The 24,488-nt window shown below is 71.4% G+C and carries 20 protein-coding genes; 3 read left to right on the top strand and 17 right to left on the bottom strand.

Features of this window, described 5'->3' with window-relative positions; all coding sequences use genetic code 11:
* Positions 1–10: 10 nt before the first annotated feature.
* The 15 genes from recQ to ABT092_RS26875 form a co-directional block, all read right to left on the bottom strand.
* Positions 11–2,041, bottom strand: coding sequence for a DNA helicase RecQ (recQ, locus tag ABT092_RS26945; protein WP_502968513.1), 2,031 nt, complete (start codon positions 2,039–2,041; stop codon positions 11–13).
* A 189-nt stretch (positions 2,042–2,230) separates the two neighbouring features.
* Positions 2,231–3,880, bottom strand: coding sequence for an NADH-quinone oxidoreductase subunit NuoN (gene nuoN, locus ABT092_RS26940; protein WP_351248313.1), 1,650 nt, complete (start codon positions 3,878–3,880; stop codon positions 2,231–2,233).
* Positions 3,877–5,460 (bottom strand): NADH-quinone oxidoreductase subunit M, encoded by a 1,584-nt coding sequence (locus ABT092_RS26935; RefSeq protein WP_351248311.1) that lies wholly within the window; start codon positions 5,458–5,460, stop codon positions 3,877–3,879. The genes nuoN and ABT092_RS26935 overlap by 4 nt, the downstream gene beginning before the upstream one ends.
* 5 nt (positions 5,461–5,465) lie before the next feature.
* Complete coding sequence (nuoL, locus tag ABT092_RS26930) at positions 5,466–7,364, bottom strand: NADH-quinone oxidoreductase subunit L (protein ID WP_351248309.1); 1,899 nt, start codon at positions 7,362–7,364, stop codon at positions 5,466–5,468.
* Positions 7,365–7,378: 14 nt separating this feature from the next.
* A complete protein-coding gene (nuoK, locus tag ABT092_RS26925; RefSeq protein WP_351248307.1) occupies positions 7,379–7,678 on the bottom strand; it encodes an NADH-quinone oxidoreductase subunit NuoK in 300 nt (99 codons plus the stop codon).
* A complete protein-coding gene (locus tag ABT092_RS26920) occupies positions 7,675–8,487 on the bottom strand; it encodes an NADH-quinone oxidoreductase subunit J (protein WP_351248305.1) in 813 nt (270 codons plus the stop codon). Before ABT092_RS26920 ends, nuoK begins: the two co-directional genes overlap by 4 nt.
* A complete protein-coding gene (gene nuoI, locus ABT092_RS26915) occupies positions 8,484–9,152 on the bottom strand; it encodes an NADH-quinone oxidoreductase subunit NuoI (protein WP_351248303.1) in 669 nt (222 codons plus the stop codon). Before nuoI ends, ABT092_RS26920 begins: the two co-directional genes overlap by 4 nt.
* Positions 9,145–10,539 carry an NADH-quinone oxidoreductase subunit NuoH gene (gene nuoH, locus ABT092_RS26910; RefSeq protein ID WP_351248301.1) on the bottom strand — a complete coding sequence of 465 codons (1,395 nt, stop codon included), beginning with the start codon at positions 10,537–10,539 and terminating at the stop codon, positions 9,145–9,147. The genes nuoI and nuoH overlap by 8 nt, the downstream gene beginning before the upstream one ends.
* Complete coding sequence (locus ABT092_RS26905; protein ID WP_351248299.1) at positions 10,536–13,043, bottom strand: NADH-quinone oxidoreductase subunit G; 2,508 nt, start codon at positions 13,041–13,043, stop codon at positions 10,536–10,538. The genes nuoH and ABT092_RS26905 overlap by 4 nt, the downstream gene beginning before the upstream one ends.
* Positions 13,040–14,401 (bottom strand): NADH-quinone oxidoreductase subunit NuoF, encoded by a 1,362-nt coding sequence (nuoF, locus tag ABT092_RS26900; protein WP_351248296.1) that lies wholly within the window; start codon positions 14,399–14,401, stop codon positions 13,040–13,042. Before nuoF ends, ABT092_RS26905 begins: the two co-directional genes overlap by 4 nt.
* Positions 14,398–15,288: an NADH-quinone oxidoreductase subunit NuoE gene (nuoE, locus tag ABT092_RS26895; protein WP_351248294.1), complete on the bottom strand. Its 891-nt coding sequence runs from the start codon at positions 15,286–15,288 to the stop codon at positions 14,398–14,400. Before nuoE ends, nuoF begins: the two co-directional genes overlap by 4 nt.
* Positions 15,285–16,616: an NADH-quinone oxidoreductase subunit D gene (locus ABT092_RS26890; protein ID WP_351248292.1), complete on the bottom strand. Its 1,332-nt coding sequence runs from the start codon at positions 16,614–16,616 to the stop codon at positions 15,285–15,287. Before ABT092_RS26890 ends, nuoE begins: the two co-directional genes overlap by 4 nt.
* Positions 16,616–17,350 carry an NADH-quinone oxidoreductase subunit C gene (locus ABT092_RS26885; protein ID WP_351248290.1) on the bottom strand — a complete coding sequence of 245 codons (735 nt, stop codon included), beginning with the start codon at positions 17,348–17,350 and terminating at the stop codon, positions 16,616–16,618. The genes ABT092_RS26890 and ABT092_RS26885 overlap by 1 nt, the downstream gene beginning before the upstream one ends.
* Positions 17,347–17,901 carry a NuoB/complex I 20 kDa subunit family protein gene (locus ABT092_RS26880; protein WP_351248288.1) on the bottom strand — a complete coding sequence of 185 codons (555 nt, stop codon included), beginning with the start codon at positions 17,899–17,901 and terminating at the stop codon, positions 17,347–17,349. Before ABT092_RS26880 ends, ABT092_RS26885 begins: the two co-directional genes overlap by 4 nt.
* Positions 17,902–17,936: 35 nt before the next feature.
* Positions 17,937–18,296 (bottom strand): NADH-quinone oxidoreductase subunit A, encoded by a 360-nt coding sequence (locus ABT092_RS26875; protein WP_351248286.1) that lies wholly within the window; start codon positions 18,294–18,296, stop codon positions 17,937–17,939.
* 1,163 nt (positions 18,297–19,459) lie between these two features.
* Here ABT092_RS26875 and ABT092_RS26870 point away from each other — a divergent pair.
* Positions 19,460–20,380, top strand: a complete 921-nt coding sequence (locus tag ABT092_RS26870; protein ID WP_351248284.1) for a C40 family peptidase — start codon at positions 19,460–19,462, stop codon at positions 20,378–20,380.
* 66 nt (positions 20,381–20,446) lie between these two features.
* On the opposite strand, the gene ABT092_RS26865 is transcribed toward ABT092_RS26870, so the two are convergent.
* A complete protein-coding gene (locus ABT092_RS26865) occupies positions 20,447–21,730 on the bottom strand; it encodes a geranylgeranyl reductase family protein (protein ID WP_351248282.1) in 1,284 nt (427 codons plus the stop codon).
* A 148-nt stretch (positions 21,731–21,878) separates the two neighbouring features.
* Here ABT092_RS26865 and ABT092_RS26860 point away from each other — a divergent pair, with 148 nt between their 5' ends.
* Together ABT092_RS26860 and ABT092_RS26855 are read left to right on the top strand one after the other, a co-directional pair.
* The gene (locus ABT092_RS26860; RefSeq protein ID WP_351248334.1) at positions 21,879–22,442 is read left to right on the top strand and encodes a GNAT family N-acetyltransferase; all 564 of its coding nucleotides are present in this window, start codon (positions 21,879–21,881) and stop codon (positions 22,440–22,442) included.
* Between the two features lie 183 nt (positions 22,443–22,625).
* Positions 22,626–22,949 carry a PASTA domain-containing protein gene (locus tag ABT092_RS26855; protein ID WP_351248280.1) on the top strand — a complete coding sequence of 108 codons (324 nt, stop codon included), beginning with the start codon at positions 22,626–22,628 and terminating at the stop codon, positions 22,947–22,949.
* A gap of 52 nt (positions 22,950–23,001) precedes the next feature.
* Here ABT092_RS26855 and ABT092_RS26850 read toward each other — a convergent pair.
* Positions 23,002–24,488: zinc ribbon domain-containing protein (locus ABT092_RS26850; RefSeq protein ID WP_351248278.1), on the bottom strand; the 1,487-nt coding region annotated here is incomplete at its 5' end.

The following is a 24,488-nucleotide window of genomic DNA, read 5'->3' as shown; positions in this document are numbered from 1 at the left end:
CGCCGCGGCCTCACCAGTCGAGGTCCTCCGGCTCCGCCGGCTCGGCGCCCCAGTCGAAGCCGTCGTCGGGGGCGGCTGCGGCGGGGGCGGCCGGGGGCTTCGCTCCGGTGGCCTTCGCCGCCGGGGCCTTCGCCGGGGCGGCGGGCGGTGCGTCCGGCGCATCGGCGACCGCACCGGCCGCGGCGGTCGCCAGGACCGCGAGCACGCCCTCCCCGTAGGTCGCCAGCTTCTTCTCGCCGACCCCGCCGATGCCGCCGAGCTCGGCGACGGTGGTGGGCGCCGCGGTGGCGATCTCCCGCAGGGTCGCGTCGTGGAAGACGACGTACGCGGGAACGCCCTGCTCCCGGGCCTGCTCGGCGCGCCAGGCGCGCAGCGCCTCGAAGACCGGCAGCAGCTCCGGCGCCAGGTCGACGGCGGCCTTGGCCTTGCGCTCGCCGCCCGACCCGGTGTTGGTCCGGGTGGTGGGCCGCTTGGGCTCCTTGCGCAACGGCACCTTCCGCTCCCCGCGCAGCACCGCCCCGCTGTGTTCGGTGAGCACCAGGGTGCTGTACTCGCCCTCCACACCGAGGAGTTCCATCGCCAGCAACTGCCGCATCACGCCGCGCCATTCGGCCTCGGTCAGCTCCTCGCCGATGCCGAACACGGAGAGCTGGTCGTGGTCGAACTGGATGACCTTCGCGGTCCGGCGGCCCAGCAGGATGTCCACCAGGTGGACGGCGCCGAACTTCTGCCGCCGCTCCCGGTCCAGCCGGACCACGGTCGACAGCACCTTCTGCGCGGCCACCGTGCCGTCCCAGGTCTCGGGCGGGGCCTTGCAGGTGTCGCAGTTGCCGCACTGCTCGCTCTCCGGCTCCTGGCCGAAGTACCGCAGCAGCCGGGCCCGCCGGCACTCCACCGTCTCGCACAGCGCCAGCATCGCGTCCAGGTGGGAGGTGGCGCGGCGGCGGAACGCCTCGTCGCCCTCCCCGGACTGGATCATCCGGCGCTGCTGGACCACGTCGTTCAGCCCGTACGCCATCCACGCCGTGGACGGCTGCCCGTCCCGGCCGGCGCGGCCGGTCTCCTGGTAGTAGCCCTCGACGGACTTGGGCAGGTCCAGATGGGCCACGAACCGGACGTCGGGCTTGTCGATGCCCATGCCGAAGGCGATGGTGGCGACGACGACCAGGCCGTCCTCGCGCAGGAACCGGGACTGGTTCGCGGCGCGGGTGCGGGCGTCCAGGCCCGCGTGGTAGGGGACGGCGTCGATGCCGTGCCGCACCAGGTACTCGGCCGTCTTCTCCACCGAGGAGCGGGACAGGCAGTACACGATGCCGGCGTCGCCCGCGTGCTCCTCGCGCAGCAGCGTCAGCAACTGCTTGCGCGGCTCGGCCTTCGGCGCGATCCGGTACTGGATGTTGGGCCGGTCGAAGCTGGCCTCGAAGTGCCGGGCCCGGTCCATGCCGAGCCGGGCGGTGATCTCCTGGTGGGTGGCGGCGGTGGCGGTGGCGGTGAGCGCGATCCGCGGCACGTCCGGCCAGCGTTCGCCGAGCACGGCCAGGGCCAGGTAGTCCGGCCGGAAGTCGTGGCCCCACTGGGCGACGCAGTGCGCCTCGTCGATCGCGAAGAGCGAGACCTTGCCGCGGGAGAGCAGGTCGAGGCTGGAGTCCAGCCGCAGCCGCTCGGGGGCGAGGTACAGCAGGTCCAGCTCCCCGGCGAGGAACTGGGCCTCCACCACCCGGCGCTCGTCGAAGTCCTGGGTGGAGTTGACGAAGCCGGCGCGCACCCCGAGCGCCCGCAGGGCGTCCACCTGGTCCTGCATGAGGGCGATCAGCGGCGAGACCACCACCCCGGTACCCGCTCTGACCAGGGCGGGGATCTGGTAGCACAGGGACTTGCCGCCGCCGGTGGGCATCAGCACCACCGCGTCCCCGCCCGCGATCACGTGCTCCACGATCGCTTCCTGGTCGCCGCGGAACGCCTCGTAGCCGAACACCCGCCGCAGCGTCTCCAGCGCGCCCTGCGGCCCGCCCGGCCCCTCGGCCCCCGTCGTCTCCGTCACCCCGGTCACGTTCCTTCGCTTCCCCTGTGCCTCGGCCGACCCGGCCCCGTCGGCCACCGCGACCGCACCCGTCCCACGATAGGCGCACCCGCCGACACCGGGACGCGTTGTCCACGACCCGACCCGGAACGTGCGACGGCCCGCCCCCGCGCTCGGCGGGGGCGGGCCGTCGCATCGGGCCGCGGAGGGTCAGCGCACGAACACCCCCGCCTGACCGGCCAGGTCCAGGAAGTACTGGGGCGCCACGCCCAGCACCAGGGTGACCACCACGCCCAGGGCGATGGCGGTGGAGGTGAGCGCGGAGGGCACCGCCACGGTGGGGCCCTCGGGGGTGGGCTCGCTGAAGAACATCAGCACGATCACCCGGAGGTAGAAGAACGCGGCGATCGCGGAGGACAGCACACCCACCACGACCAGCGCCCCGGCGCCGCCCTCGGCCGCCGCCTTGAACACGGCGAACTTCCCGGAGAACCCGCTGGTCAGCGGGATGCCGGCGAAGGCCAGCAGGAACACCGCGAAGACCGCGGCGACCAGCGGGGAGCGCCGCCCCAGCCCGGCCCACTTGGACAGGTGGGTGGCCTCGCCCCCGGCGTCCCGGACCAGGGTGACCACGGCGAAGGCGCCGATCGTCACGAAGGAGTACGCGCCCAGGTAGAAGAGCACCGAGGAGATGCCCTCGGGCGAGGCCGCGATGACGCCCGCGAGGATGAATCCGGCGTGCGCGATGGACGAGTACGCCAACAGGCGCTTGACGTCGGTCTGGGTGATCGCGACGATCGCCCCGGCCAGCATGGTGAGGATCGCGACGCCCCACATCACCGGCCGCCAGTCCCAGCGCAGCCCGGGCAGCAGCACGTACAGCACGCGCAGCAGCGCGCCGAAGGCGGCGACCTTGGTGGCGGCGGCCATGAACCCGGTGACCGGGGTGGGCGCGCCCTGGTAGACGTCGGGGGTCCACATGTGGAACGGCACCGCGCCGACCTTGAACAGCAGCCCCATCACCAGCAGGGCGGCGCCGACCAGCAACAGCGCGTCGTTGCCCATGGTCTCGGCGAGGACCGGGGTGACCTCGGCGACCGTGCCGTCGACGACCTGCGCGATGGTGGCGTACGACACGGAGCCGGCGTACCCGTACAGCAGGGCGATGCCGAAGAGCATGAACGCGGAGGCGAAGGCGCCGAGCAGGAAGTACTTGACGGCGGCTTCCTGGGAGATCAGCCGCTTGCGGCGGGCCAGCGCGCACAGCAGGTACAGCGGCAGGGAGAAGACCTCCAGGGCGATGAAGAGCGTCAGGAGGTCGTTGGCGGCGGGGAAGACGAGCATGCCGCCGATGGCGAACATCGCCAGCGGGAACACCTCGGTGGTGGTGAACCCCGCCTTCACCGCGGCCTTCTCCCCGTCGCTGCCGGGGGTGGAGCCGGCCTGCGCGGTGAAGGAGTCGACGCGGTTGCCGTGGACCACGGGGTCGAGGCGGCGTTCGGCGAAGGTGAACACCGCGACGAGCCCGGTGAGCAGGATGACGCCCTGGAGGAACAGGGCGGGCCCGTCGACGGCGATCGCGCCCATGGCGACGATGCCGGCCTTGGTGGTGGCGTACCCGCTGGCGGCGAGGGCGACGACCGCGGCGAAGGCGGAGGCCAGCGCCACGGAGGAGACGAGGAGTTGGACGTGGTAGCGCGCTTTGCGCGGGACGGCGGCCTCCACCAGGATGCCGATGACCGCGGCGGCGATCACGATGAGGACGGGCGCGAGCTGCCCGTACTCGATGTCCGGCGCGTCGATCTTGTTGAGCGGCTCGGCCGCTGTTGTCCACAGGCTGTGGACGGCTGTGGCACTCACTTGGCCGCCTCCACCTCGGGCTGGGGGTCCGTCTTCTGGACGTCGGACATGGTGTGCTGGATCGCCGGGTTGACGATGTCCGTGAGCGGCTTCGGGAAGACGCCCAGGAAGATCAGCAGGGCGATCAGCGGGGCCACCACCACGAGTTCCCGCACCTTCAGGTCGGGCATGGTGGCGACTTCGGGCTTGACCGGGCCGGTCATCGTCCGCTGGTAGAGGACGAGGACGTACAGCGCGGCCAGCACGATGCCGAGGGTGGCGATGATGCCGACCACCGGGTACCGGGCGAAGGTGCCGACCAGCACCAGGAACTCGCTGACGAAGGGGGCGAGCCCGGGCAGGGACAGCGTGGCGAGCCCACCGATCAGGAAGGTCCCGGCGAGCACCGGGGCGACCTTCTGGACTCCCCCGTAGTCGGCGATGAGCCGCGAGCCGCGCCGGGAGATCAGGAACCCGGCGACGAGCATCAGGGCCGCGGTCGAGATGCCGTGGTTGACCATGTAGAGGGTGGCGCCGCTCTGGCCCTGCGAGGTCATCGCGAAGATGCCGAGCACGATGAAGCCGAAGTGGGAGATCGAGGCGTACGCCACCAGCCGCTTGATGTCCCGCTGGCCCACCGCGAGCAGCGCCCCGTAGACGATGCTGATCAGCGCCAGCACCAGGACCACCGGGGTGGCCCACTGCGACGCCTCGGGGAACAGGCCCAGGCAGAAGCGGAGCATCGCGAAGGTGCCGACCTTGTCGACGACCGCGGTGATCAGCACGGCGACCGGGGCGGTGGACTCGCCCATGGCGTTGGGCAGCCAGGTGTGCAGCGGCCACAGCGGGGCCTTCACCGCGAAGGCGAAGAAGAAGCCGAGGAACAGCAGCCGCTCGGTGGTGGTCGCCATCTCCAGCGAGCCGCTGGCCCGGGCCGCCGCGATCTCCTGGAGCGAGAAGCTCCCGGCGACCACGTACAGCCCGATCACGGCGGCCAGCATGACCAGCCCGCCGGCCAGGTTGTAGAGCAGGAACTTGACCGCGGCGTAGGACCGCTGGGTCGCCGCCGCCTTGTCGCCGCCCTCGTGGGCGCGGTCCCCGAAGCCGCCGATGAGGAAGTACATCGGGATGAGCATGGCTTCGAAGAAGACGTAGAAGAGGAAGACGTCGGTGGCCTCGAAGGAGAGGATCACCATCGCCTCGACGGCGAGGATCAGGGCGAAGAAGCCCTGGGTGGGCCGCCAGCGGGAGTCGACGCGGTCCGGGGAGCCCGGGGAGGGGTCGGCGTCGTGCCAGCCGGCGAGGATGATGAACGGGATCAGCAGGGCGGTGAGCCCGATCAGGGCGACGGCGATGCCGTCCACCCCGAGTTCGTAGCGCACCCCGAAGTCGCTGATCCAGGAGTGGGACTCGGTGAGTTGGTAGCGGTCGCCGCCCGGTTCGAAGCGGACGGCGACGACGATCGCCAGGACCAGGGTGGCCAGCGAGACCAGCAGCGCCAGCCACTTGGCGGCGGTGCGCCGCGCGGCGGGGACGGCGGCGGTGGCGATCGCTCCGATCGCCGGGAGCGCCGCCGTCGCGGTGAGCAGGGGAAAGGACATCGCTATCAGACCGCCCTCATGAGCAGGGTCGCGGCGACCAGGACGGCGGCGCCGCCGAACATCGAGACCGCGTACGAGCGCGCGTAACCGTTCTGGAGCCGGCGCAGCCGCCCGGAGAGGCCGCCGAAGGACGCCGCGGTGCCGTTGACCACCCCGTCGACCAGGGTGTGGTCCACGTACACCAGGGAACGCGTGAGGTGCTCGCCGCCGCGCACCAGGACCACGTGGTTGAAGTCGTCCTGGAGGAGGTCGCGGCGGGCCGCCCGGGTGAGCAGGGAGCCGCGCGGGGCGACCACCGGGACGGGCCGGCGGCCGTACATGGCGTAGGCGACGGCGACGCCGATGACGAGCGCCGCCACGGTGGCGAGGGTGACCGTCATCGCGCTGAGCGGCGGGTGGCCGTGCTCGGTGGGCCCGGTGACCGGCTCCAGCCAGTGCTGGAAGCGGTCGCCGATGCTGAACAGGCCGCCGGCGAACACCGAGCCGAAGGCCAGGACGATCATGGGGATCGTCATGGACTTCGGGGACTCGTGCGGGTGCGGCGGGTTGCCGTCCGCGTCCGGCTGCCAGCGCTTCTCGCCGAAGAAGGTCAGCAGCATCACCCGGGTCATGTAGAACGCGGTGATCACCGCGCCCAGCAGGGCCGCGGAGCCGAAGATCCAGCCCTGGACGCCGCCCTTGGCGAAGGCCGCCTCGATGATCATGTCCTTGGAGAAGAAGCCGGACAGCCCGGGGAAGCCGATGATCGCCAGGTAGCCGAGGCCGAAGGTGACGAAGGTGACCGGCATGTACTTCCTGAGGCCGCCGTACTTGCGCATGTCGACCTCGTCGTTCATGCCGTGCATCACCGAGCCGGCGCCCAGGAACAGCCCGGCCTTGAAGAAGCCGTGCGTCACCAGGTGCATGATCGCGAAGACGTAGCCCAGCGGGCCGAGGCCCGCGGCCAGCACCATGTAGCCGATCTGGGACATCGTCGAACCGGCGAGCGCCTTCTTGATGTCGTCCTTGGCGCAACCGACGATCGCACCGAACAGCAGCGTCACGGTGCCGACGATGGCGACGACCAGTTGGGCGTCCGGGGCGGCGTTGAAGATCGCGCCGGAGCGGACGATCAGGTAGACGCCGGCGGTCACCATGGTCGCCGCGTGGATCAGCGCGGAGACCGGGGTCGGGCCCTCCATCGCGTCGCCCAGCCAGGACTGGAGCGGCACCTGCGCGGACTTGCCGCAGGCGGCCAGCAGCAGCATCAGCCCGATCGCGGTGAGGGTGCCCTCCGAGGTCTCCCCGACCGAGCCCAGCACCGGCCCGAAGGCGAAGGTGCCGAAGGTGGTGAACATCAGCATGATCGCGATGGACAGCCCGATGTCGCCGACCCGGTTGACCAGGAACGCCTTCTTGGCGGCGGTCGCGGCGCTGGGCTTGTGCTGCCAGAAGCCGATCAGCAGGTACGAGGCGAGGCCCACGCCCTCCCAACCGAAGTACAGCAGCAGGTAGTTGTCGGCGAGGACCAGCAACAGCATCGCCGCGAGGAACAGGTTCAGGTAGCCGAAGAAGCGGCGGCGCCGCTCGTCGTGCTCCATGTAGCCGATCGAGTAGACGTGGATCAGCGTGCCCACGCCGGTGATCAGCAGGACGAAGGTCATCGAGAGCTGGTCCAGCTGGAAGGCGATGTCCGCCTGGAAGCCCTCGACGGGGATCCAGCTGAACAGGTGCTGGTGCAGCGTGCGGTCCTCGGCGCCGCGGCCGAGCAGCTCCGCGAAGAGCACCGCGCCGATGAGGAAGGACGCGCCCGCGAGGGCCGTGCCCACCAGATGACCGGTGCGGTCGAGTCGACGGCCGCCGCACAGCAGGACCGCCGCTCCGAGCAGGGGCGCCGCGACGAGCAGCGCAATCAGGTTCTCCACGAGTCAGGGTCCCCTTACAGCTTCATCAGGCTGGCGTCGTCGACCGAAGCCGAGTGCCGGGAACGGAACAGCGACACGATGATCGCGAGCCCGACCACGACCTCGGCGGCGGCGACGACCATCGTGAAGAACGCGATGATCTGGCCGTCGAGGTTGCCGTGCATCCGGGAGAAGGCGACGAACGCGAGGTTGCAGGCGTTCAGCATCAACTCGATGCACATGAACACCACGATCATGTTGCGGCGGATCAGCACCCCGGTGGCCCCGATGGTGAACAGCAGGGCCGCCAGGTACAGGTAGTTGACCGGGCTCACTTCGCCGCCTCCTCGGGCCGGGCCCGCTCCAGTCGCTCCTCGGAGCGCTGCTCGATGGCCTTCAGGTCCTCCAGCGCCTGGCCCGACACGTCCCGGACCTGGCCCCGCGCGCGGAGCGTCTGGTTCACGGTCAGCTCGGACGGGGTGCCGTCGGGCAGCAGGCCCGCGATGTCGACCGCGTTGTGCCGGGCGTAGACGCCCGGGGCGGGCAGCGGCGGCAGGTGCTTGCCCTCGCGCACCCGCTGCTCGGCCAGCTCGCGCTGGGTCTTCGCCCGCTCGGTGCGCTCCCGGTGGGTGAGCACCATCGCGCCCACCGTCGCGGTGATCAGCAGCGCACCGGTGATCTCGAAGGCGAAGACGTACTTGGTGAAGATCAGGGCGGCCAGCCCCTCCACGTTGCCCCCGGCGTTGGCCTGCGCCAGCCCCCGGGACTCGGAGAGCGCGGCGTTGCCGATCCCGCCGACGAGCAGCGCCCCGAAGCCCAGGCCGCACAGGGCGGCCAGCCAGCGCTGGCCCTTGATGGTCTCCTTCAGCGAGTCCGCGGCGGTCACCCCGACGAGCATGACCACGAAGAGGAACAGCATCATGATCGCGCCGGTGTAGACGACGATCTGGACGATGCCGAGGAAGTAGGCGCCGTTCGCGAGGTAGAACACCGCGAGGACGATCATGGTCCCGGCGAGGCAGAGTGCGCTGTGCACCGCCCTGCGCATCAGGATCGTGCACAGCGCGCCGACGACGGCGACCGTCCCGAGGATCCAGAACTGGACGGCCTCGCCCGTCGAGGTGGCGGCGGCGAGCTGGTTCACGCCTGGCTCCCTTCCGCCCGCCGGGCCGCGCCGGAGGCGGCGGAGCCCCCGTCGGACGCGTCCTCGTCGGGCTTCTCGCCCTGGGAGGTGGCCGTCTGACGGACCGTGCCGGGCGCCGCGTGCGTCACCAGCCCCCGGTAGTAGTCCTGTTCGTCGGTCCCCGGGTGGATCGCGTGCGGGGAGTCGACCATGCCCTCCTCCAGGCCGGCGAGGAGCTGCTCCTTGGTGTAGATGAGGTTCTCGCGGCTGCTGTCGGCCAGCTCGAACTCGTTGGTCATCGTGAGCGCCCGGGTGGGGCACGCCTCGATGCAGAGCCCGCACAGGATGCAGCGGGCGTAGTTGATCTGGTAGACGCGGCCGTACCGCTCGCCCGGGGAGTAGCGCTCCTCCTCGGTGTTGTCGGCGCCCTCCACGTAGATGGCGTCCGCGGGGCACGCCCACGCGCACAGCTCGCAGCCCACGCACTTCTCCAGCCCGTCCGGATGGCGGTTGAGCTGGTGGCGGCCGTGGAACCGGGGCGCCGTGGTCTTGGGCTGCTCCGGGTACTGCTCGGTCAGCCGCTTCTTGAACATGGCCGTGAACGTCACGCCGAAGCCCGCCACGGGGTTCTGGAACCCCTGCTTGGCCGCCTCGACGCCGTCCGGCTCCGGGGATCGCTCAGCCATCGGACGCCTCCTTTCCGTCGGTGGTCCCGCCCGCGGCACCGTCACTCACCGTGTCCGGTCCGCCACTGCCAACCAGCTCCCGCTCCCGGCGCGGACGCCGCCGCGGCACCGCGGGCAGCTCCTGGCCCGGCAGCGGCGGCACCGGGAACCCGCCGGCCATCGGGTCGAACGCGACGGGCTCCGGCGCCTCCTCGGCCGCGGCCCGGGCCCGACCGCGGTCGCGGAGCACGTCCACCACCACGGAGAGCAACAGCAGGGCGATCACGCCGCCGCCCACGTAGAGGGCGATGTCGGCGAACTCGTAGCCCTCGTTGCGCAGCGTCTTGACGGTGGCGACGAGCATCAGCCAGAGCACCGAGACCGGGATGAGGACCTTCCAGCCGAGCTTCATCAGCTGGTCGTAGCGGACGCGGGGCAGGGTGCCGCGCAGCCAGATGAAGAAGAACAGCAGCAGTTGCACCTTGAGGACGAACCAGAGCAGCGGCCACCACCCCTGGTTGGCGCCCTCCCAGAAGGTGCTGATCGGGTACGGGGCCCGCCAGCCGCCCAGGAACAGGGTCACCGACACCGCGGAGACCGTCACCATGTTCACGTACTCGGCGAGCATGAACATCGCGAACTTGATCGACGAGTACTCGGTGTTGAAGCCGCCGACCAGGTCGCCCTCGGACTCCGGCATGTCGAACGGGGCCCGGTTGGTCTCGCCGACCATGGTGACGATGTAGATCAGGAACGACACCGGCAGCAGCACCACGTACCAGCGGTCGGCCTGCGCGTCCACGATCGCGGAGGTGGACATCGACCCCGAGTACAGGAACACCGAGGCGAAGGCCGCGCCCATGGCGATCTCGTAGGAGATCATCTGCGCGCAGGAGCGCAAGCCGCCGAGCAGCGGATAGGTGGAACCGGAGCTCCACCCCGCGAGCACGATGCCGTAGATGCCGACCGAGGCGACCGCGAGGATGTACAGCATCGCGATCGGCAGGTCGGTCAGCTGCATCGTGGTGCGCTGTCCGAAGATCGACACCTGGTTGTCGGCCGGGCCGAAGGGGATCACCGCGATCGCCATGAACGCGGGGATCGCCGCCACGATCGGCGCGAGGACGTACACCACCTTGTCCGCGCGCTTGACGATGACGTCTTCCTTCAGCATCAGCTTGATGCCGTCGGCGAGCGACTGGAGCATCCCCCACGGACCGTGCCGGTTGGGGCCGATCCGCAGCTGCATCCAGGCGACCACCTTGCGCTCCCACACGATGGAGACCAGGACGGTCACCATCAGGAAGGCGAAGCAGAACACCGCCTTGATGACCACCAGCCACCACGGGTCGCGGCCGAACATCGACAGGTCTTCCAGGGCGAGCGGCATCAGCGTCTGAGGCGTCATGACTCCACCTCCGTGACCTCCTGCGAGCCCGGCCGGTCAGCCGGGCCGATGCGGACGAGTGCGCCGGGCAGCGCCCCGGTGTCGGCGGCGACGCCCTCGCCCGCCGAGTTGAGCGGCAGCCACACCACCCGGTCGGGCATCCGGGTCACCACCAGCGGCAGCACGGTGGAGCCGGCGGGACCGGTGACGCCGAGGAACTCGCCGTCACCGACGCCCACCTCCGCCGCGGTGGCCGCGGAGAGCCGGGCCACGGCCGGGTGACGGGTGCCGGCGAGGGCCTCGTCGCCCTCCTGGAGCCGGCCCCGGTCGAGCAGCAGCCGGTGACCGGCGAGCACGGCCTGACCGGCCGCCGGGCGGGGCGGGGCGCCGGCGGAGTGCACCGGGTCGTCGGCCCGGGGGCCGTCCCAGCCGCCGAGCCGGTCCAGTTCGCCGCGCAGGGTGCGCAGGTCCGGCAGGCCGAGGTGGACGTCCATCGCGTCGGCGAGCATCTGGAGGACGCGCGCGTCGGTGGGCGCCACCCGACGGGCCAGCTGGTCGGGCTTGAGGGCGGCCTCGAACGGCCGGGCGCGGCCCTCCCAGTTGAGGAAGGTGCCCGCCTTCTCGGCGACCGCGGCCACCGGGAACACCACGTCGGCGCGGTCGGTGACCTCGCCGGGCCGCAGCTCCAGGCTCACCACGAAGCCGGCCCCGTCCAGCGCGGCCCGGGCCCGGGCCGGGTCGGGCAGGTCGGTGACCTCGACCCCGCCGACCAGCAGGGCGCCGAGGAGTCCGCCGGCGGCGGCCTCCACGATCTCGCCGGTGTCCCGGCCGTAGCGGGGCGGGAGTTCGGCGAGGCCCCAGGCCGCGGCGACCTCCTCGCGGGCCCGCGGGTCGGTGGCCGGTCGGCCGCCCGGCAGCAGCGAGGGCAGGGCGCCGGCCTCGACCGCGCCCCGCTCGCCGGCCCGGCGCGGGATCCACACCAGCCGGGCGCCGGTCGCGGTGGCGGCCCGCAGGGCCGCCGTCAACCCGCCCTTGACGCCGGCCAGCCGCTCGCCGACGAGCAGGACCGCGCCTTCGGCGTGCAGCGCCTCGGCGGCCTCGGTGCCCCCGCTCTCCAGACCCACGCCGCTGGCCAGGGCGTCCAGCCACTCGGTCTCGGTGCCGGGCGCGGCGGGCAGCAGGGTGCCGCCGGCCTTCTCCAGTCCGCGGCTGGCGTGGCTGGCGAGCGCGAAGACCCGCTGGCCGCGGGTGCGCCATGCCTTGCGCAGCCGCAGGAAGACCCCGGGGGCCTCCTCCTCCGACTCGAAGCCGACCAGCAGCACCGCGGGCGCCTGCTCCAGCTCGCGGTAGGTCGTTCCGCTGCCGTCCAGGTCCCGGCCGCGGCCGGCGACCCGGGCGGCGAGGAAGTCGGCCTCCTCGGCGCTGTGCGCGCGGGCCCGGAAGTCGATGTCGTTGGTGCCCAGGGCGACCCGCGCGAACTTGCTGTACGCGTAGGCGTCCTCGACGGTGAGCCGACCCCCGGTGAGGACCCCGGTCCGGCCGCGGGCGGCGCTCAGGCCGCGGGCGGCGGCGTCGAGGGCCTCGGGCCAGCCGGCCGGCTCCAGTTCACCGGTGTCGGGGTTGCGCAGCAGCGGATGGGCGAGGCGGTCGGGCCGCTGTGCGTAGCGGAAGCCGAAGCGGCCCTTGTCGCACATCCACTCCTCGTTGACCTCCGGGTCGTCGGCGGCGAGGCGCCGCATGACCTTGCCGCGCCGGTGGTCGGTGCGGGTGGCGCAGCCGCCGGCGCAGTGCTCGCAGACGCTCGGCGAGGAGACCAGGTCGAAGGGGCGGGAGCGGAACCGGTAGGCGGCGGAGGTGAGCGCGCCGACCGGGCAGATCTGGATGGTGTTGCCGGAGAAGTACGACGCGAAGGGGTCGCCCTCGCCGGTGCCGACCTGCTGGAGGGCGCCGCGTTCGATCAGCTCGATCATCGGGTCGCCGGCGACCTGGTTGCTGAAGCGGGTGCAGCGGGCGCAGAGCACGCAGCGCTCGCGGTCGAGGAGCACCTGGGTGGAGATCGGGACGGGCTTCTCGTAGGTGCGCTTGCGGCCCTCGAAGCGGGTGTCCGGGGAGCCGACCGACATGGCCTGGTTCTGGAGCGGGCACTCGCCGCCCTTGTCGCAGACCGGGCAGTCCAGCGGGTGGTTGATGAGCAGCAGCTCCATCACCCCGCGCTGGGCCTTCTCGGCGACCGGCGAGGTGAGTTGCGTCTTGACGACCATCCCGTCGGTGCAGGTGATGGTGCAGGACGCCATGGGCTTGCGCTGTCCCTCCACCTCGACGATGCACTGCCGGCAGGCGCCGGCGGGGTCGAGCAGGGGGTGGTCGCAGAAGCGGGGGATCTCGATGCCGAGGAGTTCGGCGGCCCGGATCACCAGGGTGCCCTTGGGCACGCTGATCTCGACGCCGTCGATGGTCAGCGTGACCAGGTCGGCGGGCGGGGGCGCGGCTCCGCCGCCGGAGGGCGCGTTCGTGGTGACCGTCATGCGTTCACCTCCGTGGTGTCGGCGGGGTGGTCGGCCCAGGCGGTGGACTTGGCCGGGTCGAAGGGGCAGCCGCGGCCGGTGATGTGGTCCTCGTACTCGGCGCGGAAGTACTGGAGCGAGGAGAAGATCGGCGACGCGGCTCCGTCGCCGAGGGCGCAGAACGACTTGCCGTTGATGTTGTCGGCGATGTCGTTCAGCTTGTCGAGGTCGCTCATCACGCCGCGGCCCGCCTCGATGTCGCGCAGCAACTGGACGAGCCAGTAGGTGCCTTCGCGGCAGGGGGTGCACTTGCCGCAGGACTCGTGGGCGTAGAACTCGGTCCAGCGGGTGACGGCGCGCACCACGCAGGTGGTCTCGTCGAAGCACTGGAGGGCCTTGGTGCCGAGCATCGAGCCGGCGGCGCCGACGCCCTCGTAGTCGAGGGGCACGTCGAGGTGCTCGTCGGTGAGGATCGGGGTGGAGGAGCCGCCGGGGGTCCAGAACTTGAGGCGGTGTCCGGGACGCATCCCGCCGCTCATGTCGAGGAGTTGGCGCAGGGTGATGCCGAGCGGCGCCTCGTACTGGCCGGGGCCGGCGACGTGGCCGCTGAGCGAGTACAGGGTGAAGCCGGGGGACTTCTCGCTGCCGAGCGAGCGGAACCACTCCTTGCCCCGGTTCAGGATCGCGGGAACCGAAGCGATGGACTCGACGTTGTTCACCACAGTGGGGCACGCGTACAGGCCCGCGACGGCCGGGAAGGGAGGTCGCAGTCGCGGCTGGCCGCGACGGCCTTCGAGCGAGTCCAGGAGTGCGGTTTCCTCGCCGCAGATGTACGCGCCGGCGCCGGCGTGGACGACGACGTCGAGGTCGAGGCCGCTGCCGAGGACGTTGGTGCCGAGGTAGCCGGCGTCGTACGCCTCGCGCACGGCTTCGTGCAGCCTGCGCAGCACGGGGACGACCTCGCCGCGCAGATAGATGAAGGCGTGTTGCGAGCGGATGGCGTAGCAGGCGATGACGATCCCCTCGATGAGGGAATGCGGGTTCGCGAAGAGGAGCGGGATGTCCTTGCAGGTCCCCGGCTCCGACTCGTCGGCGTTGACGACGAGGTAGTGGGGCTTGCCGTCGCCCTGGGGGATGAACTGCCACTTCATGCCCGTGGGGAAGCCGGCGCCGCCCCGGCCGCGCAGGCCGGACTCCTTGACGTAGGCGATGACCTCGTCGGGTGACATGGCGAGGGCCTTGCGCAGTCCCTCGTAGCCGTCGTGCCGTCGGTAGACCTCCAGTGACCAGGACTTCTCCTCGTCCCAGAAGGCCGACAGGACCGGTGAGAGCAGTTTTTCCGGGTTGCTCTGGTTGATCTCCGGCGCCAAGGTCATCACGCTCCCTCCGCTGTGTTCCCGGTGCCTGCGGTGCCTCCGGGGTTCTCGGTGACCGGCCCCGAGGGGTGCGCGGGGTCGGATGCCGAGGTGTCCTGTGGTGCGTCGTGCGAGCTGGGGTGTTCCGCGCCCGGACCGGGGGCGCCGGCGGGGCGCGCGGCGGACCGGGAGGCGCGCGGGTGGACCACCCGGGCGGCGGGTTCGCCCTTGGCCAGGCGCAGTCCGATGAGGGAGGCGGGGCCGGCACCGCCGGTGGCGTCGACGGCTCCCGGGCGCTCGTCGGGGAAGCCGGCGAGGATGCGGGAGGTCTCCTTGAAGCTGCACAGCGGGGCGCCGCGGGTGGGTTCCACGGTGGCCCCGGCGCGCAGGTCGTCGACGAGCCGGACGGCGGACTCGGGGGTCTGGTTGTCGAAGAACTCCCAGTTGACCATCACCACGGGCGCGAAGTCGCAGGCCGCGTTGCACTCGATGTGTTCGAGGGTGACCTTGCCGTCCCCGGTGGTCTCGCCGTTCTCGACGTCGAGGTGGCTCTTGAGGGTCTCGAAGATGGCGTCGCCGCCCATGACCGCGCAGAGCGTGTTGGTGCAGACGCCGACCTGGTAGTCGCCGCCCTGCCGGCGCCGGTACATGGTGTAGAAGGTGGCGACGGCGGTGACCTCGGCGGTGGTCAGGTCGAGCATCTCGGCGCAGAACCGCACGCCGGTGCGGGTGACGTAGCCCTCCTCGCCCTGGACGAGGTGGAGCAGCGGCAGCAGTGCGGAGCGGGCGCCGGGGTAGCGGTCGATGAGTTCCCGGGCGTCGGCTTCGAGGCGGGCGCGGACGTCGGCCGGGTAGTCGGGGGCCGGCGGCTGGGGCATGCCCAGGCTGACTTCTCGGGGTGCGGTGGTCATCGGTCGACGCCTCCCATCACGGGGTCGATGGACGCGACGGCGACGATGACGTCGGCGACCTGGCCGCCTTCGCACATGGCCGCCATGGCCTGGAGGTTGGTGAACGACGGGTCGCGGAAGTGGACCCGGAAGGGGCGGGTGCCGCCGTCGGAGACGACGTGCGCCCCGAGTTCGCCCTTGGGGGACTCCACCGCCGCGTACACCTGTCCGGCGGGGACCCGGAAGCCCTCCGTCACCAGCTTGAAGTGGTGGATCAGGGCCTCCATGGAGGTGCCCATGATCTTCTTGATGTGGTCGAGGGAGTTGCCGAGTCCGTCCGGGCCCTGGGCGAGTTGGGCGGGCCAGGCGATCTTCTTGTCGGCGACCATGACCGGGCCGGGCTCCAGCCGGTCGATGCACTGCTCGACGATCCGCAGCGACTGGCGCATCTCCTCCAGCCGGATCAGGAAGCGGCCGTAGGAGTCGCAGGTGTCGGTGGTCGGCACCTCGAAGTCGTAGGTCTCGTACCCGCAGTAGGGCTGGGTCTTGCGCAGGTCGTGCGGGAGTCCGGCGGAGCGCAGGACGGGTCCGGTGGCGCCGAGGGCCATGCAGCCGGTGAGGTCGAGGTAGCCGATGTCCTGCATGCGGGCCTTGAAGATGGGGTTCCCGGTGGCGAGCTTGTCGTATTCGGGGAGGTTCTTCTTCATCTTCTTGACGAAGTCGCGCAGGTGGTCGACGGTGCCGGGGGGCAGGTCCTGGGCGAGGCCGCCGGGTCGGATGTAGGCGTGGTTCATCCGCAGGCCGGTGATCAACTCGTAGATGTCGAGGATGAGTTCGCGGTCGCGGAAGCCGTAGATCATGATGGTGGTGGCGCCGAGTTCCATCCCGCCGGTGGCGATGCACACCAGGTGGGAGGAGAGCCGGTTCAGCTCCATGAGCAGCACCCGGATCACGGTGGCCCGGTCGGGGACCTCGTCCTCGATGCCGAGCAGCTTCTCCACCGCGAGGCAGTACGCCGCCTCGTTGAAGAACGGCGTCAGGTAGTCCATGCGGGTCACGAAGGTGGTGCCCTGGGTCCAGGTCCGGTATTCGAGGTTCTTCTCGATGCCGGTGTGCAGGTAGCCGATGCCGCAGCGGGCCTCGGTGACCGTCTCGCCGTCGATCTCCAGGATCAGTCGCAGCACCCCGTGCGTGGAGGGGTGCTGCGGGCCCATGTTGACGATGATGCGTTCGTCGTCGGCCTTGGCGGCGGACTGGACGACCTCGTCCCAGTCTCCGCCGGTGACGGTGTAGACGGCGCCCTCGGTGGTCTCCCTCGGGGACGCGGACGAAGCAGATGCTGTGGTCATCAGGAGTACGACCTCCGCTGGTCGGGAGCCGGGATCTGGGCGCCCTTGTACTCGACGGCGATGCCGCCCAGGGGGTAGTCCTTGCGCTGCGGGAAGCCCTGCCAGTCGTCCGGCATCATGATCCGGGTGAGCGCGGGGTGACCGTCGAAGACGATCCCGAAGAAGTCGTAGGTCTCGCGCTCGTGCCAGTCGTTGGTGGGGTACACCGCGACCAGCGAGGGGACGTGCGGATCGGCGTCGGGGGCCGCGACCTCCAGCCGGACCAGCCGGTTGTGGGTGATCGAGCGCAGGTGGTAGACGGCGTGCAGTTCGCGTCCCCGGTCGCCGGGGTAGTGCACCCCGCTGACACCGGTGCAGAGTTCGAACCGCAGCGCCGGGTCGTCGCGCAGCGTCTGGGCGACCCGCACCAGGTGCTCGCGGTCGATGTGGAAGGTCAACTCGTCGCGGTCGACGACCGTCTTGACGATCGCGTTCTCCGGAACGAGCCCCTGTTCCTCCAGGGCGCCCTCCAGTTCGTCGGCGACCTCGTCGAACCAGCCGCCGTAGGGGCGGGTGGCCTCGCCGGGGAGCCGCACCGAGCGGACGAGTCCGCCGAAGCCGGAGGTGTCCCCGGTGTCCGCGGCGCCGAACATGCCGCGCTGGACCCGGACCTCCTCCCCGTGGTCGCCCCGTTGACCGGGCAGGTTCTGGGCGTTCAACTCCTGGTCGGGGTTGACGCCGTTGTCCTGGCTCATCGCAGCAGCCCCTTCATCTCGATGGTCGGGAGCGCCTTGAGGGCCGCCTCCTCCGCCTCGCGGGCCGCCTCTTCGGCGTTGACGCCGAGCTTGGAGGTCTGGATCTTCTGGTGGAGTTTGAGGATCGCGTCCAACAGCATCTCGGGCCGGGGCGGACAGCCCGGCAGGTAGATGTCCACGGGGACGACGTGGTCGACGCCCTGGACGATCGCGTAGTTGTTGAACATGCCGCCCGAGGACGCGCAGACGCCCATCGAGATGACCCACTTGGGGTTGGGCATCTGGTCGTAGACCTGGCGCAGCACCGGCGCCATCTTCTGACTGACCCGGCCGGCGACGATCATCAGGTCCGCCTGGCGCGGTGAGCCGCGGAAGACCTCCATGCCGAAGCGGGCGAGGTCGTAGCGGCCCGCGCCCGTCGTCATCATCTCGATCGCGCAGCACGCGAGGCCGAAGGTGGCGGGAAAGACGGACGCCTTGCGCACCCAGCCCGCGGCCTGTTCGACGGTGGTCAGCAGAAAGCCGCTCGGCAGTTTCTCTTCGAGTCCCATTGGTGGCCCCTAGACCCTTCTGTCCCTCGCGGGTTTCAGTCCCATTCCAGGCCGCCGCGCCGCCATACGTACGCGTACGCGACGAAGACGGTGAGCACGAAGAGCAGCATCTCCACGAGCCCGAAAAGACCCAGGGCGTCGAAGCTGACGGCCCACGGGTAGAGGAAGACGATCTCGATATCGAAGATGATGAAGAGCATCGCCGTCAGGTAGTACTTGATCGGGAACCGGCCGCCGCCCGCGGGTGACGGCGTGGGTTCGATACCGCATTCGTACGCTTCGAGCTTCGCCCGGTTGTACCGCTTTGGACCGATAAGCGTGGCCATGACCACGGAGAAGATCGCAAAGCCTGCCCCGAGGGCTCCCAGTACGAGGATGGGCGCATAAGCGTTCACCGCTCCTCGCTCCTCTCAGTCGGCATTGACTGCTTCGGCGGTCCCCCCGCGGCCACAGGACCCGGGAGGGCGCTGAACCCGTCACCCACCCCATGGACCCCACCAGCCCCACGGAACTCTCGCGTCCCGTACGGCTCGTGAGTCCCTGCCACCCGGGAGAGTCCTCCGCGTCACTCCCGGAAGACGGACCAAGATCGCATTCATGTGAAGCAGGTCACAAGCCCAACTGCGCTGCATCCTATGCCTGCGGGTCTGTGATCTGCGACACGGGGGTCTTGATCGGCTTTGTGATCTCCACCACCCGACGAAGGATCATGAAGTCAGATGAGCGGTGATCTTCGCACGCGAAGCGGCGGAGTGATCACGATACGTGACAACTCACCCCGTCGACCCAGGTGAAAACGGGTTTGCACTATCAAGCTGCTTGCCCTGGAAGCAAATTCGCGCTGGACGCAGTGGCTTGATAATGGGGGCTCATTCACACCACCCCGGGCCCGGACCGGCGATGTGAACGCCCCGTGAACCCCCGCCCGTACCGAGGGACTACGTGCCCCGATTCACGAGCGGCGCAACCTCGAACCCCCTCGAACCCGACCCATGCCCCACATCGATGCCATACCGCCCCATGAACTCCACACCACACCGCCCTCCACCAAGAGGGACCAAGAGTCAGAAAACGCCCTCACCGCACCCCCTCGAACACCACTGCGGAAGCAAGCAGGAGCAAAGGGCGCGGAGGACGCACGCGCCCCGGCGGGACGGACCCGTCCACGGAGGGCGGCGGAAGGAGAGGGGGCGACCGTCGAGCCGACCCCTCCCTCACCACGCGACCGTCGCGTTCCGGCCAAGGGCGACACCGGCCGCGCGCACCGGATCATCACGACCACAGGGGGCGCGGAGATATCGAGAAGTGACCTCCATCACATTACCCGAGTCCGCCCACCTGACGGGCTTGGCCATCTTCCCTGACAGGTGGTAAGCGCAAGGCAATTCGGGCGTAAAAAGGAAACCGCGTGATCACGGGCATGATCACAAGTGACCGTATTGTCCGGTACGGCGTCAATAAAGGGCGACACGCCCGGGATTCACGCAACGCGGGTAGCAACTGTGGCGCAGACCACGTTTCTTGAAGGTAACGGTGGCCCCCTGATAGCGGTGGACCCATGGCCCACACCGCTCATATACCCAGCCACCGGAAGCCCCGCCGTAGCAACGCCACGAAGTTGCGCGCCGGGGTGGCCGGTGGCGTACTCAGCACCCTCGCGGTGGCCGGCACCGCGGGCTCGGCCTCGGCTGCGCCCGCCGCCGAGCCGGTGACCGAGACCCTGGAACTCCCCACCCTGACCGCCGACCTGTCGACCCAGGTCGCCCGCTCCGCGAGCGCCACCCAGCTCGCCGCCGCGACCTACGAGCTCCAGGCCGAGCAGGAGCAGATCCGGGCGCAGCAGGACGCGGCCGCCAAGAAGGCCGCCGCGCAGGCGAAGAAGGACCGTGCCGAGGCCGTCCGCAAGGCCGAGGCCGAGAAGGCCGAGGAGCGGGCCGCCGAGGCCGAGCGGAAGGCCGCCGCCGAGCGCGCCTCCCGCACCGCGGAGCGCACCACGCTCACCACCACCGCCGCGGCGAACGACACGAGCCCCACCGGTTCGACCGGCTCCGGCTCCTCGGGGTCCGCCGCCTCCTCCGGCTCCTCGCAGGCCGGCGCGGAGCAGAGCACCCCCGCCCCGTCCAGCGGCAACGTGTCCGCCGTCATCGCCTTCCTCAAGGCGCAGGTGGGCGACGCCTACGTGATGGGCGGCACGGGCCCCAACTCCTGGGACTGCTCGGGCCTCGTGCAGGCCGCGTTCAAGCAGGCGAACATCAGCCTGCCGCGCACCTCGCAGCAGCAGTCCACCGCCGGGACCCAGGTCGGCACGTCCAACCTCCAGGTCGGCGACATCCTCTACTGGGGCAGCGCCGGCGCCGCCTGGCACACCGGCGTCTACATCGGCAACGGCCAGTACCTGGACGCGGCGAACCCCGCCAAGGGCGTCGTCATCCAGGACCTGTCCGGCTACCCGGCCGACGGCGCGGTCCGCGTGCTCTAGCCGGATCCCGCACCGACGCGGAAGGGGCCGTCACCCATCGGGTGACGGCCCCTTCCGCGTCGTGGGTCAGGCCCGCGGGGCGGCCTTGCTCAGGCCGTTGATGATGCGGTCCATCGCGTCACCGCCGGTGGGGTCGGTGAGGTTGGCGAGCATCTTGAGGGTGAAGCGCATCAGCACCGGGTGGGTGAGGCCGCGTTCGGTGGCCACCTTCATGACCTTCGGGTTGCCGATCAGCTTCACGAACACGCGGCCCAGGTTGTAGTAGCCGCCGTAGGTGTCCTTGAGGACCTTCGGGTAGCGCTGGAGCGCCAGCTCCCGCTGGGCGGCCGTGCTCCGGGCGTGCGCCTGGACGATGACCTCGGCCGCGATCTGCCCCGACTCCATGGCGTACGCGATGCCCTCGCCGTTGAACGGGTTCACCATCCCGCCCGCGTCCCCGACCAGCAGCAGACCGCGCGTGTAGTGCGGCTGCCGGTTGAAGGCCATCGGCAGTGCGGCGCCCCGGATCGGGCCCGTCATGTTCTCCTCGGTGTAGCCCCACTCCGCGGGCATCGAGGCGCACCACGCCTTGAGCACCTCGCGCCAGTCGAGCTCCTTGAACGAGGCGGAGGTGTTGAGGACGCCCAGGCCGACGTTGGAGGTGCCGTCGCCCATGCCGAACACCCAGCCGTAGCCGGGCAGCAGCCGGTCCACCGGGCCGCGCCGGTCCCACAGCTCCAGCCAGGACTCCAGGTAGTCGTCGTCGTGGCGCGGGGAGGTGAAGTACGTGCGCACGGCGACGCCCATCGGGCGGTCGTCGCGCCGGTGCAGCCCCATCCCCAGCGACAGCCGGGTGGAGTTGCCGTCGGCGGCGACCACGACCGGGGCGTGGAAGGTCACCGGGGTCTTCTCCTCCCCCAGCTTGGCCTCGACGCCGGTGATCCGTCCGGTGCGGGGGTCGGTGATCGGGGCGCCGACGTTGCAGCGCTCGTACAGCCGGGCCCCCGCCTTCTGCGCCTGGCGGGCGAGTTGCTCGTCGAAGTCGTCCCGCTTGCGGACCAGTCCGTAGTCCGGGAAGGAGGCGAGTTCCGGCCAATCGAGTTGGAGCCGCACGCCGCCGCTGATGATGCGCAGTCCCTTGTTGCGCAGCCAGCCCGCCTCTTCGGAGATGTCGATCCCCATGGCGACGAGCTGTTTGGTGGCCCGCGGGGTGAGCCCGTCACCGCAGACCTTCTCGCGCGGGAAGGCGGTCTTCTCCAGCAGCAGGACGTCGAGGCCGGCCTTGGCCAAGTAGTACGCGGTCGTCGCGCCGGCCGGCCCGGCTCCGACGACGATCACATCTGCGCGGTGTTCGGAGAGCGGCTCGGTCACGGCGGGATCTCCCCAGGACTCGTATTTTTCTGCGTGCCGGCGGGCACTGGACAGATGCAGTCTATGAGGCGGAAGCCGTCGTCATCCGAAGGGTCGTACCGTGAGCCAATCCGCACCCCGTACCGTCCCGTCCACCGCGCCACGCGCCGTGCCGACCGTTTCCCCGCGTTCCGCAGCAGCGGACCGGAACCTGCCCGCCGTACGGCTGCGGGTACCCACCCACGAGGACGCCCACTCCTGGTACCGGGTGTTCGACGATCCGGAGGTCATGGCCTTCCTCGGCGGCAGTTCGGCGGAGCGCTCCGTGTACGAGGAGTTGACCGCCCGGCAGCGACGGCACCACGCAGAACTCGGCTTCTGCCTCTGGACGGTGACCGCCTTCCCCCGGGAGGGCGGCACCGCGGACACCGCCGGCGAGACCGTGCTGGGCTTCGCCGGTGCCCAGCCCTGGCCCCATCCGTGGGGGCCGGTCGGGGAGATCGAGATCGGTTGGCGGCTGGGGCGGGCGCACTGGGGCCGCGGCTACGCCACCGCGGCGATGCTGGCCGGGCTGGACGCGGTGCGCGCGGCCGGGGTCGGCCGGGTGGCCGCCGTCGTGGACCCCCGCAACACCCGCTCCGTCGCGATCGCGGAGCGCTTGGGCATGGCCCGGGGGGAGGAGTACGAGGCCCCCGGCGGGCGGTGGGTGCGCGTCTTCAGGCTGGAGTGTTAGGTCCCGTACCGTCGCCGTTGCCCACGCCCACGCCCGGCGCGCGGGCGTGGGCAACGGCGCACTGCTTCGTACGGGCGCCGTCAACGGACGGATCACGCTCCGCGCACGCCGGGTAGCGGAGGTTCCGGACATCCTCGCCCCGAGGCTACCCTTTCGGTAGCACTGGGGGTGAATTCCGTGCATATGACACCCAGGACCCACGGGGTACGGGTTCCCCGGTTCGTCGGTCTGATGGCCGTGGACGCCAGGGCGGCGGCCGTGGCGCACGGCGTGGTGCTCGACACGCCGGACCGGCCCGACCCCTCGCACCCCGACCGGCCCGTCGTCGACTACGTCGTCCGGCAGTACCCGGTCCCCGGGGCGGTGGTGCCCCGGGGCACCACCGTCACCGTCTGGTTCGACCTCGGCCCCGGGGAGGGCGAGGGCGGTTCCGGGGTGCGGGAGCCCCGCCGCCCGGTGCCCTCGCCCGGTGGCGAGGGCCGGGAGCGCACGCCCTGCGGGGCCTGACCCGGGAACCCGGCGCCCGGGCGGGCCGGCGCCCCGCGCGGGCCAGGGCCCCTCAGGCCCCGGGCGGCCGGGCCCCGGGCGCGTGGGCCCCCTGCACGGTGAACAGCCGGGTCAGCAGCCCGCCCACCGCGATGCCCCCGGCGACCCAGAGCAGGCCGAAGAGCAGTGCCGCGGAGACCTCGGTGCCCATGTGCATCTGTCCCGCCGAGCCGAAGCCCGCGCCGGACTGGTCCATCCCGACCCCGCCGATCGCCACCAGCCCCAGGAACAGGACCAGGAACACGCCGCCGGCCAGGTAGCGGTCCGCGGCGCGGGCGTGGCGGCGGGCCGCGAGGACGCCGAGGAGCAGCGCGCACACGGCGCCGGCCGCGAGCGAGCCGGCGACCGCCCAGCCGCCGACCGCCTCGCCCAGGTCGGAGAGTCCGAAGCTCTCGCGTCCGCCTCCGCTCCCGGAGCCGGCCTCCATCCGCGCCGGGGCGCCCCAGCCGAAGCCCAGGCCGCTGACCGCGAGGTTCACCAGCAGGAACACCACGATGAGGTGCGGCGAGAACTCCCCGTCGACGGCGCTCTCGTCGTGGACCGCGTCCCACTGGAGGTAGACGACCAGCAGGATCAGCGCGCACAGGGCGAGGGCCGCCGCGAGGGCGCGCAGCGCGGTGCCGAACGCTTCGGTGAGGCGCAGCAGGCCGGGCCGGGCGGCGAGCCAGCAGGCGTGCTCGTCGCGGCTGAGGACCACCGCGGACAGGACGCCGGCCAGCAGCAGGGTGCCCGGGACGGCCCACAGGGATCCGGTCACCTCGATCTCCCGGAGGGAGGGCCGGGCGATCAGTGCCAGCACCAGCGTCCCGAGGGTGAGGAGCAGGGTCACCCGGGCCGCCGCTTCGAGGCCCGCCGTGCTGCCCCGGGTCCACGGCGTGGCCGCCGCCCAGGGGCCGGCCGGGGGCGGCGGGCCCCCGGGACCGGCGGAGGGCGACGGCCCGTCCGTGCGGTGCCGGAGGCGGTCGCGCAGCAACCGCACCCCGCCGTAGAGGGCCAGCAGCCACACGGCGGTGACCAGGAGCGGGGTCATCGCGAGCCCGCCCCGGCCGGCGTCCGGTTCGCCGAACGGGCTCCGGTCGGAGCCGTAGCCCTCGTCCGCGTCGACGGCCGGCCAGTTCTCACCGGAGCCGAACCGCGGGCCGCCGACCTCCTCGAACTCCAGGTCGCCGCCCACCGATTGGAGGACCAGCGCCAGGCTGATCTGGAAGCGGTCGCCGAAGCCCACGGTGTCCTCGTCGTACTCGCTCTGCCCGTACGACGGCGCCGCGAGCAGCACGGTGACCACCAGCAGGGCGAACAGCGGCCAGACCGCGGCCCGGAAGGCTCCGGCCCAGTCGCCGCCGGCGACCCGGCGGAAGAACGTGGCCGCCCCGCCGGGCGGGGCGGGCGGCGGCGGCAGGACGTGCCCCGGCGGGAAGCCGGTGCCGCCCGGGAGGGTGGCGGGGGCGGGGGCGGGCGGGGCCACGGGAGGCGCGGGTGCCTCGGGGGGCGCGGGCGGGG

It is taken from the genome of Streptomyces sp. NPDC002490, assembly GCF_040296045.1.
Lineage (GTDB): Bacteria > Actinomycetota > Actinomycetes > Streptomycetales > Streptomycetaceae > Streptomyces.
The sequence above is the reverse complement of the archived record's forward strand: the minus strand, read 5'-3'. Positions and strand labels throughout refer to the sequence as shown.